Origin of the sequence: Amycolatopsis mongoliensis (assembly GCF_030285665.1) — a bacterium.
GTDB lineage: Bacteria > Actinomycetota > Actinomycetes > Mycobacteriales > Pseudonocardiaceae > Amycolatopsis > Amycolatopsis mongoliensis.
Genome location: NZ_CP127295.1, coordinates 795,002 through 812,762, shown reverse-complemented (window position 1 = coordinate 812,762; position 17,761 = coordinate 795,002). Strand labels below are relative to the sequence as shown.

The 17,761-nt window shown below is 73.5% G+C and carries 9 protein-coding genes and 1 pseudogene; 8 read left to right on the top strand and 2 right to left on the bottom strand.

The window, feature by feature from the left end; all coding sequences use genetic code 11:
* Window positions 1–7 precede the first annotated feature (7 nt).
* The 5 genes and pseudogenes from QRX60_RS03860 to QRX60_RS03845 form a co-directional block, all read left to right on the top strand.
* Window positions 8–7,489: pseudogene (locus QRX60_RS03860) on the top strand (SDR family NAD(P)-dependent oxidoreductase); the annotation flags it as partial.
* Window positions 7,472–10,312 (top strand): type I polyketide synthase, encoded by a 2,841-nt coding sequence (locus tag QRX60_RS51770; RefSeq protein ID WP_456298892.1) that lies wholly within the window; start codon window positions 7,472–7,474, stop codon window positions 10,310–10,312. The pseudogene QRX60_RS03860 and the gene QRX60_RS51770, both read left to right, overlap by 18 nt.
* 178 nt (window positions 10,313–10,490) lie before the next feature.
* Window positions 10,491–11,414 (top strand): ATP-binding cassette domain-containing protein, encoded by a 924-nt coding sequence (locus QRX60_RS03855; protein ID WP_285999417.1) that lies wholly within the window; start codon window positions 10,491–10,493, stop codon window positions 11,412–11,414.
* Window positions 11,414–12,241, top strand: coding sequence for an ABC transporter permease (locus QRX60_RS03850; RefSeq protein WP_285999416.1), 828 nt, complete (start codon window positions 11,414–11,416; stop codon window positions 12,239–12,241). The genes QRX60_RS03855 and QRX60_RS03850 overlap by 1 nt, the downstream gene beginning before the upstream one ends.
* 131 nt (window positions 12,242–12,372) lie before the next feature.
* Window positions 12,373–12,948, top strand: a complete 576-nt coding sequence (locus QRX60_RS03845; protein ID WP_285999415.1) for a methyltransferase domain-containing protein — start codon at window positions 12,373–12,375, stop codon at window positions 12,946–12,948.
* A gap of 81 nt (window positions 12,949–13,029) precedes the next feature.
* Here the strand turns inward: QRX60_RS03845 and QRX60_RS03840 are convergent, their stop codons facing one another.
* Window positions 13,030–13,794, bottom strand: coding sequence for an AfsR/SARP family transcriptional regulator (locus tag QRX60_RS03840; RefSeq protein ID WP_285999414.1), 765 nt, complete (start codon window positions 13,792–13,794; stop codon window positions 13,030–13,032).
* A gap of 293 nt (window positions 13,795–14,087) precedes the next feature.
* On the opposite strand from QRX60_RS03840, the gene QRX60_RS03835 reads away from it, so the two are divergent.
* Entirely contained in the window at window positions 14,088–14,705 is a 618-nt protein-coding gene (locus QRX60_RS03835; protein ID WP_285999413.1) for a ScbR family autoregulator-binding transcription factor, read from the top strand.
* A gap of 67 nt (window positions 14,706–14,772) precedes the next feature.
* On the opposite strand, the gene QRX60_RS03830 is transcribed toward QRX60_RS03835, so the two are convergent.
* Window positions 14,773–15,402, bottom strand: coding sequence for a ScbR family autoregulator-binding transcription factor (locus QRX60_RS03830; RefSeq protein ID WP_285999412.1), 630 nt, complete (start codon window positions 15,400–15,402; stop codon window positions 14,773–14,775).
* A gap of 207 nt (window positions 15,403–15,609) precedes the next feature.
* Here QRX60_RS03830 and QRX60_RS03825 point away from each other — a divergent pair, with 207 nt between their 5' ends.
* Window positions 15,610–16,578, top strand: coding sequence for a ScbA/BarX family gamma-butyrolactone biosynthesis protein (locus tag QRX60_RS03825; protein WP_285999411.1), 969 nt, complete (start codon window positions 15,610–15,612; stop codon window positions 16,576–16,578).
* Window positions 16,575–17,741, top strand: coding sequence for an NAD-dependent epimerase/dehydratase family protein (locus QRX60_RS03820; protein WP_285999410.1), 1,167 nt, complete (start codon window positions 16,575–16,577; stop codon window positions 17,739–17,741). Before QRX60_RS03825 ends, QRX60_RS03820 begins: the two co-directional genes overlap by 4 nt.
* Window positions 17,742–17,761: the final 20 nt, after the last annotated feature.

The following is a 17,761-nucleotide window of genomic DNA, read 5'->3' as shown; positions in this document are numbered from 1 at the left end:
CCCCACGATGACTGACGAAAGCAAGCTGGTCGACTACCTGAAGCGGGTGACCGCCACCCTGCAGGAGACGCGGGAGCGGCTGCGCGAGGTCGAAGCCGCGGACGCCGAGCCGATCGCGATCGTCGCGATGGGCTGCCGGTACCCGGGCGACGTCCGCTCACCGCAGGACCTCTGGGACCTGGTCGCCGAAGGCCGTGACGCCATCGGGCCGTTCCCCACCGACCGCGGCTGGGGCCTGGACTCGATGTTCGACGCCGACCCCGACAGCCCGGGCACGAGCTACGTGAGCGAGGGCGGCTTCATCCACGACGTCGCCCAGTTCGACGCGCCGTTCTTCGGCGTCTCGCCGCGCGAGGCGCTCGCCATGGACCCGCAGCAGCGGCTCGTGCTGGAGCTGGCGTGGGAGACCTTCGAGCGCGGCGGCATCGCCCCGCACTCCCTGGCCAAGCAGCAGGTCGGCGTCTTCCTCGGCAGCGGCGACCAGGACTACTACGACGAGCTGCCGCCGTCGGTGCTCGCCGGTGAGGTCCAGGACTACCTGAGCACCGGCAACGCCGGCTCGGTCATCTCCGGCCGGATCGCCTACGCGCTGGGCCTGGAGGGCCCGGCCATCACGATCGACACGGCCTGCTCGTCTTCGCTGGTCGCGCTGCACCTGGCGGTGCAGGCGCTGCGGCAGCGCGACTGCGCGCTGGCGCTGGCCGGCGGCGTGATGGTGATGTCGCGGCCGGGTCCGTTCGTCGCGTTCAGCCGCCAGCGCGGCCTCGCCGCGGACGGCCGCTGCAAGCCGTTCTCCGACAGCGCCGACGGCACCGGCTGGGCCGAGGGCGCGGGCACGCTGCTGCTGGAGCGGCTGTCCGACGCGCGCCGCAACGGGCACCCGGTCCTCGCCGTCGTGCGCGGCTCCGCGGTCAACTCCGACGGCGCGTCCAACGGCCTCACCGCCCCGAACGGCCCGTCCCAGCAGCGCGTCATCCGCCAGGCGCTGGCCAACGCCCAGCTCTCGGCGTCCGACGTGGACGCCGTCGAAGGCCACGGCACCGGCACCACGCTCGGCGACCCGATCGAGGCCCAGGCCCTGCTCGCCACCTACGGCCAGGACCGCGACCGCCCGCTGTGGCTCGGCTCGATCAAGTCGAACATCGGGCACGCCCAGGGCGCGGCCGGGGTCGGCGGGGTGATCAAGATGGTGCAGGCGATGCAGCACGGCGTGCTGCCGAAGACCCTGCACGTCACCGAGCCGACCACCGAGGTCGACTGGACGTCCGGCACCGTTTCGCTGCTGACCGCGGAGCAGCCGTGGCCCGCGGGCGAAAAGCCGCGCCGGGCCGGGGTTTCCTCGTTCGGCGTGAGCGGCACCAACGCGCACGTGATCGTCGAAGAGGCACCGCCCGTCGAGGTCGAGGAGACGACGCCGAGCTGGCCCGCCGAAGTCCCGGTCCCGTGGCCGCTGGCCGGGCACGGCGCCACGGCTCTGAAGGCGCAGGCGGCGCGGCTGCTGTCCGTTGTGGACGGTGTGTCGCCGCTCGACCTCGGCTTCTCGCTCGCGACGTCCCGCTCGCCGCTGTCCCACCGCGCCGTCGTGCTCGACGGGAAGGCCGGGGTCGCCGCCCTCGCCGCCGGTGAGTCGTCCCCGGACGTCGTCACCGGCACGCCGGTCGAAGGGCTGACCGCGTTCCTGTTCTCCGGCCAGGGCGCCCAGCGCGCCGGCATGGGGGCCGAGCTGGCCGCCGCGTTCCCGGTGTTCGCCGCCGCGCTGGACGAGGTCTGCGCCGAGCTGGACCAGCACCTCGACCGTCCGCTGAAGACGGTCGTCTTCGACAAGCCCCGCCTGATCAACCAGACCGGTTACACCCAGCCCGCGCTGTTCGCGATCGAGGTCGCGCTGTTCCGGCTGCTGTCCTCGTGGGGCTGCAAGCCCGATTTCCTGCTCGGCCACTCGGTCGGTGAGCTGGCCGCCGCGCACGTCGCGGGCGTGCTGTCCCTGGCCGACGCGGCGAAGCTGGTCGCCGCCCGGGCCAAGCTCATGCAGGCGCTGCCGACCGGTGGCGCGATGGTCGCGCTGCAGGCGACCGAGGACGAGGTCACCCCGCACCTGACCGACGGCGTGAGCATCGCCGCGATCAACGGCCCGGACTCCATCGTGCTTTCCGGCACCGAAGACGCTGTGGCCGCCGTCGTCGCGCAGTTCGAGGGCCGCAAGTCGGCGAAGCTCAAGGTGTCGCACGCGTTCCACTCGCCGCTGATGGAGCCGATGCTGGCCGAGTTCGGCGAGGTCGCCCGCACGCTCACCTACTCCCCGCCCACGATCCCGCTGGTCTCCAACGTCTCCGGCGCGCCGGCCGGGGAAGAGATCGCCACGCCGGAGTACTGGGTCGCGCACGTCCGCGCGGCCGTCCGGTTCCACGACGGGCTCACCGCGCTGAGCGCCCAGGGCGTGTCGCGGTTCGTCGAGGTCGGGCCGGACGGCGTGCTGTCCGCCCTCGCGCGGCAGAGCTTCGACGCCGTCGTCGTGCCGGTCCTGCGCAAGGACCGCCCCGAACCGCGGGCCGCGCTCACGGCGCTGGCCGAGCTGTACGTCAGCGGCCTGGTCCCGGACTGGGCCGCGGTGTTCGAGGGCCGCGGCGCCCGGCGCGCCGACCTGCCGCCGTACGCCTTCCAGCGCAAGCGCTACTGGCTCGACGCGCGCGCCAACCGCGACGAGGTGACCGCCGCCGGCCTCACCTCCGCCGGGCACCCGCTGCTCGGCGCGGCTATCGCGCTCGCCGACACCGACGGCGTCGTCCTCACCGGCAGGCTGTCCCTCGAGACCCACGCGTGGCTTGACGGGCACCGCCTCGGCGACGTCGCCACCGTGCCCGGCACGGCCTTCCTGGAGCTGGCGATCCGCGCCGGCGACCAGGTCGGCTGCGGCCGGATCGAGGAGCTCACGCTCGGCAGCCCGCTGGTCGTCCCGGAGCGCACGGGCGTCCAGGTGCAGGTGACGGTCGGGGCCGCCGACGAGCACGGCGTCCGCGCCGTGCAGATCCACTCGCGGCCCGAAGACTCCGGCGAGCCGTGGGTCCTGCACGCCGGCGGCACCGTCGCGCCGCAGTCCCACCGCGGCACCGAGCTGACCGAGTGGCCGCCGTCCGGCGCCGAGCCGGTGGTCATCGACGGGATCTACGACGACTTCGCCGACACCGGGCTCACCTACGGCCCGCTGTTCCGTTCGCTGCGCGCGGTCTTCAAGCGCGGCCGCGAGGTGTTCGCCGAGGTCGCCCTGCCCGAGGACAGCGACGCCGACCGCTTCGGCCTCCACCCGGCCGCGCTCGACGCCTGCACGCACGCCCTGCGCGTCGCGGGCGGGGGAGACGGCGGAGTCGGCCGCGTCCCGTTCTGCTGGACCGGCGTCGAACTGCACGCCACCGGCGCGTCGGCGCTGCGGGTGCGGTTCACCCCGACCACCGAGGACGGCTTCGCGGTCGCCCTGGCCGACCCGACCGGCGCACCCGTCGCGACCGTCGCCGAAACGGTGTTCCGCGCGTTCACCGGCCCGGTCGCGGCGGAGGCGCCGCTCTACCGGATCGAGTGGCAGCGGATCCCCGCCGAGTCCACTGTGGACACCTCGGACGCCGAAATCTTCGACTGCGTGAGCACCGAGACCCACGAGCTGACCCACCGCGTGCTCGGCGCGCTGCAGAACTGGCTCGCCGAAGAGCACCCGGAGGACGCGCGCCTGGTCGTCGTCACCCGCGGTGCCGTCGCGGCCGCCGGCGGCGTCACCGACCTCGCCGCGTCCGCCGCCTGGGGTCTCGTGCGCTCGGCGCAGGAAGAGAACCCCGACACGTTCGTGCTGCTGGACCTGGACGCCGAGACCGAGGTAGGCGCGGTTCTGCCGCAGGTCCTCGCCACCGGCGAACCGCAGGCCGCCGTCCGCTTCGGCACGGTGCTCGTGCCGCGGCTCGTCCGCACGACGGCCGCGGCCGAACCGGCGTACTTCCACCCGAACGGCACCGTCCTGGTCACCGGCGCGTCCGGCGCGCTCGGCGGCACGCTCGCCCGGCACCTGGTGCGCGAGCACGGCGTCCGCCGCCTGCTCCTGGTCAGCCGGCGCGGCACGCCCGAACTGGAGAGCCTGGCCGCCGAGCTGGACGTGCACGTCGACATCGCGCTTTGCGACGTCGCCGACCGCGCGGCCCTCAAGACGGTGCTGGCCGCGATCCCGGCCGAGCACCCGCTCACGTCCGTGGTGCACGCCGCGGGCGTCCTCGACGACGGCGTCATCACGGCGCTGACGCCCGAGCGCCTCGACACCGTGCTGCGGCCGAAGGTCGACGGCGCGCTGAACCTCCACGAGCTGACCCGCGACACCGCGCTCTCGGCGTTCGTGCTGTTCTCGTCCGTCTCCGGCGTGCTCGGCGCCCCGGGCCAGGGCGGGTACGCCGCCGCGAACGCGTTCCTCGACGGCCTCGCCGCGCACCGCGTCGCGCACGGCCTGCCCGCGCTGTCCCTGGACTGGGGCCTGTGGGGCGAGGTCGGCGGTATGGGCGGCACCCTGACCGAGGCCGAGGTCGCCCGCCTGAGCGCGAGCGGCATCGTGCCGCTGTCCACTTCGGACGCGCTGGACCTCTTCGACCGCGCGCTGGCGTCCCGGCAGGCCGCCGTCGTGCCGGTCAAGCTGGACCTGCCCGCGCTGCGGAAGCTGGACCGGATCCCGAAGACCCTGGAGGAGCTGACCGGCCGGCCCACCCGGCGCGTCGCGGCGAACACGGCGGCGGCCGCAGAGGACTCCTTCGCCGCCCGCGTCCGCGCCCTGCCGGAGGCCGACCGGGCCGACGCCGTGCTCGAGCTGGTCCGCGGCCACGCCGCGACCGTGCTGGGCTACGGCGGCGCGCACGAGATCGAGCCGGCCGCGCAGTTCCAGTCGCTCGGCTTCGACTCGCTCACCGCGATCGAGCTGCGCAACGGCCTCACCGCGGCGACCGGGCAGCGGCTGCCCGCGACCCTGATCTTCGACCACCCGACGCCGTCGGCGCTGGCCACGCACCTGCTCACCGAGCTGACGGGTGCACCGGACCAGGTCGTCACCGCGGCTTCGGCGGCGCACGACGAGCCCATCGCGATCGTCGGCATGGCCTGCCGCCTGCCGGGCGGGGTCACTTCGCCCGAGCAGCTGTGGGAGCTGGTCGCCAACGGCCGGGACGCCATCGGCGACTTCCCCGCCGACCGCGGCTGGGACGTCGACGGCCTGCTCGACCCGACCGGCCGCCGTCCCGGGACCACTTATGTCGCCCGCGGCGGGTTCGTCCACGACGCCGGCGACTTCGACGCGACGTTCTTCGGCGTCTCGCCGAAGGAAGCCCCGGCCATCGACCCGCAGCAGCGGCTGCTGCTGGAGGCGTGCTGGGAGGCCCTCGAGCGCGCGGGTATCGACCCGTCGTCGCTCAAGGGCAGCCCGACCGGCGTCTACGCGGGCGTCCAGTACCACGACTACGTGGGCGCGAACAGCGCCGGCTCGATCGTCACCGGCCGGGTGTCCTACACCCTCGGCCTGGAGGGCCCGGCGGTCAGCGTCGACACGGCGTGCTCGTCCTCGCTGGTCGCGATGCACATGGCCGCCCAGGCCCTGCGCGGCGGCGACTGCTCGCTCGCGCTGGCCGGCGGCGTGACCGTGATGGCCACGCCGGAGACGTTCGTCGAGTTCAGCCGCCAGAAGGGGCTGGCCGCCGACGGCCGCTGCAAGGTCTTCTCCGACGACGCCGACGGCACCACCTGGTCCGAGGGCGTCGGCGTGCTCGTGCTGGAGCGGCTGTCCGAGGCCCGCCGCCTCGGCCACCCGGTGCTCGCGGTGCTCAAGGGCAGCGCGGTCAACCAGGACGGCACGTCCAACGGGCTCACCGCCCCCAACGGCCCCGCCCAGCAGCGCGTCATCCGCGCGGCGCTGGCCGACGCCGGGATCACCGCGGCCGACGTCGACGCCGTCGAGGCGCACGGCACCGGCACGAAGCTGGGCGACCCGATCGAGGTCCAGGCGCTGCTGGCCACCTACGGCAAGGAGACCTCGGCCGACCGCCCGCTGTGGATCGGCTCGGTCAAGTCGAACCTCGGCCACACGCAGGCCGCGGCCGGCGCGGCCGGGGTGATCAAGATGGTCATGGCCATGCGCCAGGGCGAGCTGCCCGCGACGCTGCACGTCGGCCGCCCGTCCAGCGAGATCGACTGGTCGTCCGGCGCGGTCCGGGCCCTGGTCGAGCCGGTGAAGTGGCTGCCCAACGGGCACATCCGCCGGGCCGGCGTCTCGTCGTTCGGCGTCAGCGGCACCAACGCCCACGTGATCCTCGAAGAGGGCGACCGCCGGGAAGTGGCGGGCGGGCACGACCACGAAGGGCCGGTCGCCTGGCCGGTCTCCGGCCGCGGCGCCGCCGCGCTGCGGGCCCGGGCCGAACAGCTGCTGTCCTATGTGGACGAAGACCCGGAAGGCAGCCTCGCCGACATCGGGTTCTCGCTGGCCACCACGCGCAGCGCGTTCGACCGCCGCGCGGTGGTGATCGGGCAGCGGTCGCCGCAGTTCGTCCGCGGTCTCGCGGCGCTGGTCGACGAAGAGGAGGCACGCGGGGTCGTCAGCGGCATCGCGACGGCGGGCGGGCGCACGGCGTTCCTGTTCGCCGGCCAGGGTTCCCAGCGGGCCGGGATGGGCGCACGGCTCGCCGAGCAGTACCCGGCGTTCGCCGCCGCGTACGACGAAGTCTGCGCGGAGCTCGACCGGCACCTGGACCGCCCGATCCGGGAAGTGATCGACAGCGGCGAGGGGCTCGACGAGACCCGCTACACCCAGCCCGCGCTGTTCGCGCTGGAGGTCGCGCTGTTCCGCCTGGTGCGGGCGTGGGGCGTCAAGCCGGACGTCCTGCTCGGGCACTCGATCGGCGAGATCGCCGCGGCCCACTGCGCCGGCGTGTTCTCGCTGGCCGACGCGGCGAAGCTGGTCGTCGCCCGCGGTGCGCTGATGCAAGCGCTGCCCGCGGGCGGGGCGATGGTGGCGATCGAAGCGACGCCCGAAGCGGTGCTCGAAGCCGCCGGGGACACCGTCGACCTCGCCGCCGTCAACGGCCCGAACGCCGTCGTCATCTCGGGTGCGGCCGACGCCGTCGCCGGGGTCGCGGCGAAGTTCGAGCGCACCAAGCAGCTGCGCGTGTCGCACGCGTTCCACTCCCGCCTGATGGACCCGATGCTCGAAGAATTCCGCGCGGTGGCTTCGGAACTGACGTACGCGTCGCCGCGGATCCCGGTGATCTCGACGGTCACCGACACGGCCGACCTGACCACGCCGGACTACTGGGTGAACCAGGTTCGCGCCGGGGTTCGCTTCCTCGACGCGGTCACCCGCGCCGCGGCCGACGGCGTCACCCGGTTCCTGGAGCTGGGCCCGGACGCCACGCTGACCGCGGCCACCGCGGGCTGCCTCGACGAACGGCCGGAGGTGCTGGCTTCGATGCTGCACAAGGAGAACGACGAAGCCGTGGCTGCGCTGACCGGCGTCGCGCAGCTGCACGTCAGCGGCGTCGACGTCGACTGGGCCGCGATCTACGAACCCACCGGCGCCCGGCCGGTCGCGCTGCCGACCTACCCGTTCCAGCGGCAGCGCTACTGGCTGGAGAGCACCACCGGTGCGGTGAGCCAGGAGGACCACCCGCTGCTCGGGTCGGCCCTGGAACTGGCCGGCGCCGACGGGCTGCTGTTCACCGGACGGCTGTCCGTGGGCACCCACCCGTGGCTGGCCGACCACGTCGTCGGCGGCGCGATCCTGTTCCCCGGCACCGGGTTCGTCGAGATGGCGATCCGGTCGGGCGACGAGGCCGGTTGCCCGCGGCTCGACGAGCTGACCCTGGAGTACCCGCTGGTCGTGCCGGAGCGGACGGGCGTCCGCGTCCAGTTCGCCCTCGACGCGCCGGGCGCCGACGGCACCCGGGCGTTCAGCGTCCACTCGCGGCCCGAGGGATCGACGGCCGCCTGGACGCGCCACGCGACCGGCAAGCTCGCCAAGGCCGGTCGGAAGGCGGACTTCGACCTGACGGCCTGGCCGCCCGCCGGCGCCGAGCAGGTGCGCCTGGAGGGCACCTACGAGGAGCTGGCCGCCGACGGCCTGGCGTACGGCCCCGCGTTCCGCGGGCTCGCCGCGGCCTGGAAGCGCGACGGCGAGGCGTTCGCCGAGATCCGGCTGCCGGCCTCGGTGTCCGATGTGGACCGTTACGGCGTCCACCCGGCCGTGCTCGACGCCGCGCTGCACACGATCGGCGTCTCCGGCGCGGCGGGCGACGAGCCGGCGCTGCCGTTCGCGTGGGAAGGCGTGCGGCTGCACGCCGTCGGCGCGACGACGCTGCGGGTCCACGTCCGCCCGGTCGGCTCCGGTGCGGTCGCGCTGGACGTCGCCGACGGGGCCGGGGCCCCGGTCGCGTCGGTGGAGTCCCTGCTGCTGCGCCCGATGTCCGCCGTGCCGCAGGCCACGCCGGCCGGTGGGGGCGACTCGCTGTTCCGGGTCACGTGGGAGCGGACCGACCTCGACGCCGTCGCCGAAGTCCTCGACTGGTCCGTGCTGGGGCCCGACCCGTTCGGTCTCACCGAAGCCCTGGGAGCCAAGGCGGTCCCGGCTTCGGAGGCGACCGGCCTGGCCGTGCTCCCGGTGGGCGGCGAAGACGTCCACGCCGAGCTGCACCGCGTGCTCGGCGAGCTGCAGACCTGGCTCGCCGGCGCCGGGGAGTCGCTGATCGTGGTGACCCGCGGTGCGGTGGCCGCCGAGGAAGGGGACATCCCCGACCCCGTCGGCGCCGCGGTGGCGGGTCTGGTGCGCTCGGCGCAGGCCGAGCACCCGGGCCGGATCACCCTCGTCGACCTCGGCGCGGGCACCCCGGCAGGCCGGACGCTCGCCGCGGTGGCGGCCTCCGACGAGCCGCAGGTGGCGCTGCGGGCGGGCGCGGTGCTGGTGCCGCGGCTGGCCAAGGCGGCCGACGCGGCGGCCGCACCGGTCTGGGACCCCGAAGGCACGGTGCTCGTCACCGGCGCCACCGGCGCGCTCGGCACGGCCGTGGCCCGGCACCTGGTGGCCGAGCACGGCGTGCGGAACCTGCTGCTGGTCAGCCGGCGCGGCGCCGACGCCCCCGGCGCGGCCGAACTGACCGCGCTGGACGCCGACGTCACCCTGGCCGCGTGCGACGTGGCCGACCGCGACGCCGTGGCCGCGCTGCTGGCCGGGATCCCGGCCGACGCGCCGCTGCGCGCGGTGGTGCACGCCGCCGGTGTCCTCGACGACGGCATCCTGACGTCGCTGACCCCGGAGCGGCTCGACACCGTGCTGCGGCCCAAGGCCGACGCGTCAGTGGTCCTCGACGAACTCACGCGGGACTTGGACCTCACCGCGTTCGTGCTGTTCTCCTCGGCCGCCGGTGTCCTCGGCGCCCCCGGCCAGGGCAGCTACGCCGCGGCCAACGCGTTCCTGGACGCCCTCGCCGTCCGGCGCCGGGCCGAAGGCCTCGCCGGCACCTCGCTCGCGTGGGGCCTGTGGGCCGGTGGCATGGGTGAGGCTTTGGAAGACGCGGACGCGCACCGCATCGGCGAGACCGGCATCACCGCACTGTCCACTGAGGACGGACTGCGGCTGCTGGACTCGGCGGCCGGTGGCACCGACGCGCTCCTGGTGCCGATCGCGCTGGACACCCGGGTGCTGGCCTCGTCGGGCGACGACGACCTGCCCGCCGTGCTGCGCGGGCTGGCGGGCACGCCCGGCCGCCGGGCGGCGCAGGAAGCGGCCGAGGACACCGAGTCCCTGGCGAAGAAGCTGGCCGGGCTGCCGGTGGCCAAGCGCGTCCCGACCGTGCTGACCCTGGTGCGCACCCACGCGGCGACGCTGCTGGGTCACGCCGGGCCGGAGGCGGTGGAACCGGACCGCTCGTTCAACGAGGTCGGCTTCGACTCGTTGTCCGCCACCGGGTTCCGCAACAAGCTCAGCCTCGTCACCGGCCTGAAGCTGCCGGTGAGCTTGATCTTCGACTACCCGACCCCGCGGATCCTCGCCGAGCACCTGGTCGGCGAACTGGCGCCGGCCGAGGCCGAGGTGCCCGAGCAAGCCGTGACCGAGCAAGGGGTGCGCGACGCGCTGGCGGGCATCCCGCTCGAGAAGCTGCGCGCCGCCGGGCTCCTGGACGGGCTGCTGGAGCTGGCGGGCGTGCGCCTGCCGGAGGAGGCCGCCGAGCCCGAAGCCGTCGAAGAGGCCACGATCGACGACCTCGACACCGACGCGCTGATCAGCATGGCGATCGGCGGTGGGGACGACGACTAGGGGGTCGTGAGTGAGAAACAGTGTTCTGACCCTGTTTCTCACTCACGACAAGCCGCGGCAGACCCCTAACGTGGCTCGACCCGGCCATTATTGCCCGGCCCAAGCCGGCTGTGGCCCACTGGTACGGAGAGTTCCCGTGCTCCACCACGATCTTGATCCGAACGAGGAGAGGTAACCGATGGTCACCGGCTACGCGATCGAAGCACGGGGGCTGCGCAAGTCCTATGGCGACGTCAACGTCCTGGAAGGCGTCGACCTGAGCGTGCGGCGCGGCACGATGTTCGCGCTGCTGGGCCCGAACGGCGCCGGGAAGACCACGACGGTGCGGATCCTGAGCACCCTGCTGGACGCCGACGGCGGCACCGTGACCGTCAACGGCCACGACCTCGGCGGGCCCAAGCGGAAGGTGCGGGAGCAGATCGGCCTCACCGGCCAGGACACCGCGGTCGACGAGCTGCTCACCGGCCGCGAGAACCTGCGGATGATGGCCCGGCTGTTCCACCTGGGCCCGGCCGAGGCGAAGACCCGCGCCACCGAGCTGCTCACGCAGTTCGACCTGACCGAAGCGGCCGACCGCCAGGTCAAGACCTACTCCGGCGGTATGCGCCGCCGGCTCGACCTGGCGATCAGCCTGATCACCTCGCCGCCGGTGCTGTTCCTCGACGAGCCCACCACCGGCCTCGACCCGCGCAGCCGTTCGGCGATGTGGGACGCGATCCGCGAACTGCTCGACGGCGGCACCACGATCCTGCTCACCACGCAGTACCTGGAGGAGGCCGACCAGCTGGCCGACCGGATCGCGGTGATCGACAAGGGCCGCGTCGTCGCCGAGGGCACGGCGGCCGAGCTGAAGCGCAAGGTCGGCACCGAGCGGCTGAAGCTCACCTTCGCCACCGCCGCCGAGGCGGAGCGCGCGCACGGCGTCGCCGGCGGCGTGCTCATCGACGACACGGTCAGCGTCGCCATCGACCAGCCCGGCCAGGTCCGGCGGGTGCTCAACCAGGTCGCCGACGCCGGCCTCGAGACCACCGGGCTCGAGCTGTCCGAGCCCACCCTGGACGACGTTTTCCACGCCCTGACCGGAACCGCGGGAGAGAAGTGATGACCCAGACCTTGTCCAGGGAAGCCGAGGGGACGCAGCTCCCCGACACCCCGAGCCGGTCCTCGCTCGCGTTGGCGCTGTCCGACTGCCGGGTGCTGATCGGCCGCAACGTCAAGCACATCACGCGCAACTCGGAGATGCTGATCCAGGCGGTCTCGCTGCCGATCGTGCTCCTGCTGCTGTTCCGCTTCATGTTCGGTGGCGCGATCTCCGTGCCCGGAATGGCCTACATCGACTACCTGGTGCCGGGCCTGCTGGCCATCAGCATCGCCTTCAACTCGACGACCACGGTGGTCGGCGTGGCCGCGGACCTCACGCAGGGCCTGGTCGAGCGGTTCCGGTCGATGCCCATGGCGGGCCCGGCCGTGCTCGTCGGCCACGTCGTCTCCGGCGTGCTGCGCAGCCTGCTCTCGTTCGCGGTGATGGTGGTGGTCGGCCTGGCCGTCGGGTTCCGCCCCGCGGCGGGGGTGCTCGGCTGGCTCGGGGCCATCGGCCTGCTGGTGCTGTTCGCGACCGGCGTGTTCTGGCTCGCGACGCTCCTGGGGTCGATCGCCAAGACCGTCGAGGGCGCCGGCGGGCTCGGCATGATCCTCGTCTTCGTGCCCTACGCCACCAGTGCGCTGGTGCCCACGGCGTCGATGCCGTCGGCGCTGCGGGTGGTCGTCGACAACCAGCCGGTGACCGTGCTGATCGACGCCGTCCGCGGGCTGATGAACGGCACGGACCTCGGCTCGACCGGCTGGCCGGCGGTGGCCTGGTGGCTCGTCATCACCACCGGGGCCGCGTACCTCGCGATCCGGAAGTTCCACCAGCGCTCGCGCGGCTGACCCTCCCGCGACGCCCGAAGCGGCCCGTGCTCCGCGCGCGGGCCGCTGTCGCGTGCGCAAGGTCGACTTTAGGTCGGTCCGGCACTCTGCGTAGAGAACATCCGACCAGTCCGTGAAACGAGGGGGCCCCGATGCCGACCCGCATCGCCGAGAAACCGGCCGCGCCCCTCGACGTCTGGTCCGCCCCGCTGGCCGCGGATCCGGCCGGCGCGGCGGCGTTCCTCGCCGAGGTGGCCGACCGGGTCGCCCGGCGGCCCCGGGTGCTCGTCCCGGGCGGTGGCCCGGTGGCGGCCGCGCTCGCGGCCGACGGGTACGCCGTCATCGAGGCCGGTGTCGACAGCCTGCCCGGGCAGCGCTTCGACGTCGTCTACGCCGGTTCGGACGTCCTCTCGCGGCTGCCCGTGCAGCGGGAGCAGGTGCGGATGGTCCGCCGGCTCGCGACGCTGCTGCGTCCCGGCGGCGGCCTGGTCGTCCAGGGGTTCCACCCCGACCCGGCCCGCTGGCCGGCGCACCCGCTCGTCACCGGGCACGACTGCGCCCGCCAGACGCTGTTCCTGGCCGACGGCGCCCCGCTGCGCTACGTGTGGCCCGCGGAGCTGGACCTGATGGCCGAGCTCGCCGACCTCGCGCTCGACAGTCGTTGGGGCGGCTGGTACGGCGAGCCCGCCGCGTGCGGCGAACCCGTCGTGTCGCTCTACCGGAGCTGACGCCGGGCCGGGAAAAAGAGCGACGGCCCGGCCCCCGCTGGTGGCGGGGGACCGGGCCGCTGAGCCGGACGCGGAGGGGGATCAGACCGCGTCGGACATCTCGCCGACGAGGATGCTGTGGTGCAGCTTCCGCAGTGAGCTGCCGGGCTCGATGCCCAGCTGCTGGACGAGGTGGTGTCGGGCGGAGGCGAAGGTCTCCAGTGCTTCGGCCCGGCGGTTCGACCGCAGCAGGGCGGTCATCAGGTACTCGTAGAACGTCTCGCGCAGCGTGTGTTCCTTCGCCAGCGCGGAAAGCTGGCCGACGACCTCACGGTGCCGGCCGATCAGCAGCTCCGTCTCCATCAGCAGTTCCAGGCACTCCAGCCGGGTCTCCTCCAGTAGAGCGGCATAGGCCTGGACGTCGGGGGAGTCGGTGAAGCCGCCGAACGCCTCACCGCGCCACAGGTTCGCGGCTTCGCGCAGGACGGCCGCGGCCTCCTTGTAGTTGCGGTCCCAGTACAGGGCCCGGCCGCGCTCGTAGAGGCGGGTGAAGCGGTCGGCGTCGAGCTCGCCGTCGGTGACGTGCAGCGAATAGCCTCGCGGGCTCGTCACGACCGGGCTGTCGTCCCCGTCGTCCCCCGTGCCGCGCAGCAGCTTCCGCAGCTGTGAGACGTAGACGTACAGGGCGGCGCTCGCCCGTGCCGGCGGGTGCTCGCCCCAGAGCTCGCCGATCAGGTGCTCGGTGGTCGCCACCTGGTTGCGCTTGACCAGCAGCACGGCGAGCAGCGTCTCGATCTTGCGTGCCCGCGGGGCGCTGACGCCGGGCCGCCCGCCGACTTTCATCTGCCCCAGTATCTCGTAGTCCATTTCCAGTGCCTCCGGTGTCCCCGTCGATCGGATCTACCCGGCCTGGCGCCCCCAGTGTTGTCCTCCAGCGCCCACGTGCCCGGTCCCACATCGGGAGCGTACTAAACCGGGAGGTCGGTTTTCAAGACAAAACCGGGAGGTCGGTCGGTTTGTTCTGCGAGCGGTTGCGAAGTGCCTTGGCAGGGGCCGGTTTCTGGGGTTCCCCTAGTTGTAAACCGGGCGGTTGGTATGTAATTATGGCCGGGAAGCGCAGGGCCCCCTGCGCCGGACGGCTCGACCCGAGGGGACCGAAGGTGACCAAGCAGGCACGCTCGGAACAGACGCGGCGCCTGTTGCTGGAGGCCGCGGCCGAGCTGCTGCACCGGGACGGCTACGCGGCCACCAGCATGGTGGGCATCGCGCAGGCGGCGGGCGTCACCAAGGGGGGCCTGTACTTCCACTTCTCCTCCAAGGACGAGATCTGCGACGAGGTGCAGATCGCCGCGACGGGCGTGCTGCGCGCGCACGTGGGCCGTCAGCTCACGGTGCCCCGGCCGGCCCTGCGGCGCCTCGCCGAGCTCAGTCGCGCCCTCATGCACTGGCTCGACACGGACCCGAAGGTCGGCGCGAGCTTCCGCATGGCTCGCGAGATGGGGTCCGTGGACGAGCGGTTCGTCGTGTTCTCCCGTACCTGGCTGGCTCAGGTCCACGAGTACGTCGCCGACGCCATCGACGGTGGCGAGCTCGGCACCGGCGTGCCGCTCGAGACAGCGGAGTTGCTGGTGGTGGTCACCTGCGTCGGTCTCGAATCCGTGGTGTCCAGCCGGATCGTCGAGCCGGACGGCGACCTCGCCGTGACGCTGGGCAAGCTGTGGCGCCTCATCGAGCTGGCGGAGCGGTCACCGAGGCCGACGGCGGGCGCGGGAGCCTGACGAGAACCTGACGGGGAAGGGGAAAGAGGCGGTCCGGGAGGTGCCGGGCCGCCGGTTTTCGTGGTGCTCAGACCGTGGCGGGCTCGCGGAGCGTGCCCTCCGGGACGAACCGGTGCAGCCGGCGCGGCGGCACCACGGCGGTCAGGATCGTGTTCCACATGAAGGTGATCCGTTCGAGCAGGTCAGCGCGCCCGGTCAGCACCTGCGAGCTCAGCTGGATCCCGGTGAACGACGCCTGGACGAACTGCGCGAGGTCGTGCGCGTTGACCTCCTTGCGCAGGTCACCCGCCGCCTTCGCGGCCAGCAGGCAGCCGTGGATCGTGTCGACCCACCGCTTGTAGGCGTTGTTCGCGGGCGTGATGAACGAGCCCTGCTCGATGACGAGGCGGATGCTGGCCCGCACCCGGACGTCGGACTGCAGGCTGGCCGCCATCCCCTGGGTGAGGTCGATGACGGTCTGCAGCCCCGGGTTCTCGATGTCCGCGAGGGGGTCCGACACCGTGAACTGCTCGTCGATCAGCGCGTCGGCCAGGTCTTCCTTCGACTTGAAGTGGAAGTAGAGCGCACCCTTCGTGACACCCGCTTCGGTCAGGATGTCCGAGAGGCTCGCACCGAGGAAGCCGACCGCGTCGAACCGGGCGGCCGCCGCCTCGAGAATCGCGTTCCGTGTCTGCTCCGCACGTTCCTGGCGAGCCACGCCCGACCCCTCTCGCTCGTGACCGGCCGGTCCACAGTAGACCATTCGGCGGTACCTCATGCGTCAGTGGCCAGTCTACGTCCCGGAAGCAGGGAAAGCCACTAAAAGAAACCGCTCGGTTGGTATGGTTTTAGGTGTCCGATTCCGCTACAACTGAACGCGGGGGAGTACTGGGGTACTGGGGTAGGACATTCTAGGAGGACCGTCATGGTCGGCACCATCCTTCAGGAATCTGCGCGCGAAATACCGGAAACCAAGATCATCGGCGGGTCCGCGGTGCGGGCGGTCGACTTCCAGCAGACGATCCCGCGGAGCCTCGTGCACCGCGCCGCCGTCTCGGAGGTCTTCGTCACCGATCTGAACATCCTCGGCGAAGGCCGGTTCGAGGTCGGCGCGCAGTGGCCGCGCCGGCACAGCTTCTTCGGGCCGCGGACGCCGGTGTTCCACGACCCGATGCTGTACGCGGAGACGGTCCGCCAGGCGGCGCTGCTGATCGCGCACCGGGCGTACGGCGTACCGCTCAGCCACAGCTTCCTTTCCGACCACAAGGAGTACTCGGTCGACGAGACCGGGCTGGCCACGCTGGGCCGTCCGGTCGACGTGGTGCTGCGGGTCAGCGCCCACGAGGTCGAGTACCGCGGCAAGAACGTCGGCGGCATGCGGCTGGACTTCGAGTGCTTCCGCGACGGCCGCCGGATCGGGACCGCGTCGGAGCGCTGGCGCAGCGTGTCCTCGGCGGTCTACCGCCGGGTGCGGGGCGACCACTTCGCGGCGACACCGTTCCAGGCGGCGGTCCTGGGCGGCGTCGCGCCGGCCTCGGTCGGCCGGGACCGCGCGGAGGACGTGCTGCTGGCGGCGACCCCGACGGAGGGGACGTGGGCGCTGCGGTTCGACCCGGACCACGCGGTGCTCTTCGACCACGCGGTCGACCACGTGCCGGGCATGCTGCTCGTCGAAGGCGCGCGGCAGGCGGCCCTGCTGGCGATCGGCGACCCGTACGCCCTCCCGGCGCGCGGGGCCTTCCGGTTCGACAGCTACGTCGAGTTCGACTCCGAGTGCCTGCTGGTGGTCGAAGCGGACAAGGCGGGGCCGGACCGCACGCGCACCGTCCGGGTCGAGGTCCGCCAGAAGGGCGCCACGGCCGCGAGCGGCACGCTGGGGATGCGCTTGTCGTGACGGCCGCCGGGCCGGACGTCCTGGTCACCGGCGCCACCGGCTTCGTCGGCACGGCGGTGCTGCGCGAACTGGTCGGGCGAGGCATGGGCCCCCGGGTCCGCGTCCTCGTCCGGCGGCCGGTGCCGGGGTGGATGACTGATGCGGGCGTGACGACGTGGTCCGGTGACCTCACCGACGCGCCGGGCCTCGCCGGGCTGTGCACGGGGATCACCACGCTGGTGCACCTGGCGTCCCAGGTGGGCGGGGATCCCGCGGTGTGCACGGCCGTCAACGAGGCCGGCACGGCGAAGCTGCTCGCCGAGGCCCGCCGGGCCGGCACCGCGGGCGTGCTGTACCTCAGCACGTGCGCGGTGTACCGCGACGGGGTGCACCGGGGCGCGATGGTGCCGGGGCCGAAGGGAGATCGGGGGTTACCGGCCGGCGGGAACTGGCCGGGGGTCGAAGGTCCGCGCGGCGGGGCCGGGTCGGTGGCGGATCCGGGGCCGTCGACCGGCCGGGCCCGGCCGGCGGCCGGGCACCCGAGTGGGTCCGGGGCGGTGGCGGTGCAGGAGCCGCCGACCGGCCGGGGCCGTTTGAGAGGGGAAAGCGGGTCCGGGCTGGTCACGGACCCGGCGTCGCCCACCAGCCGGAGCAGGTTGGCGGGCGAGCGCCTGGTGCTGGCGGCCGGTGGCACCGTGCTGCGGCCGCACCTGGTCCACGGCACCGGCGACCGGCACTTGGTGCCGGCGCTGGTCCGCTGGATCCGGGCGGTCCCGGCGTGGGCGGCGGACGGCGCGGCCCGCACGTCGCTCGTGGCGGTGGCCGATCTGGCGGCGGCGATCGCGGTGCTGGCCATGAACCCCGGACTGGGCGGGGCGGGCGAGGTCCTCCACGTGGCCGACCCCCGCCCGGTCCGGATGCGGCGCCTGGTCACGGCGGTGTGCGAGCTGCTCGACCTGCCGGTGCCGGTGGCGGAGCTGTCGCTGGCCGAGCACCGGGCCCGCACGCGAGCGGCACTCCCGTCGCTGACCGACCACCAGTACTCGCTGCTCACGCGGGATCACTGGTACGAGAGCGACCGCATCTGGGAACTGACCGGCGTGTCCCCGGGCCCGGGCTTCGGCCCGAGCCTGGCGGGGGCGGCGGCCTGGTACCGCGAGTCACTGGGCATCCGCCGGCCCTGACGGACGGGGTCCGAGGCCGA

Coding starts and splice junctions, on each gene's coding strand:
- QRX60_RS51770 (WP_456298892.1), top strand. CDS start 7,472: ATGCTGCACAAGGAGAACGACGAAGCCGTGGCTGCGCTGACCGGCGTC.
- QRX60_RS03855 (WP_285999417.1), top strand. CDS start 10,491: ATGGTCACCGGCTACGCGATCGAAGCACGGGGGCTGCGCAAGTCCTAT.
- QRX60_RS03850 (WP_285999416.1), top strand. CDS start 11,414: ATGACCCAGACCTTGTCCAGGGAAGCCGAGGGGACGCAGCTCCCCGAC.
- QRX60_RS03845 (WP_285999415.1), top strand. CDS start 12,373: ATGCCGACCCGCATCGCCGAGAAACCGGCCGCGCCCCTCGACGTCTGG.
- QRX60_RS03840 (WP_285999414.1), bottom strand. CDS start 13,794: ATGGACTACGAGATACTGGGGCAGATGAAAGTCGGCGGGCGGCCCGGC.
- QRX60_RS03825 (WP_285999411.1), top strand. CDS start 15,610: ATGGTCGGCACCATCCTTCAGGAATCTGCGCGCGAAATACCGGAAACC.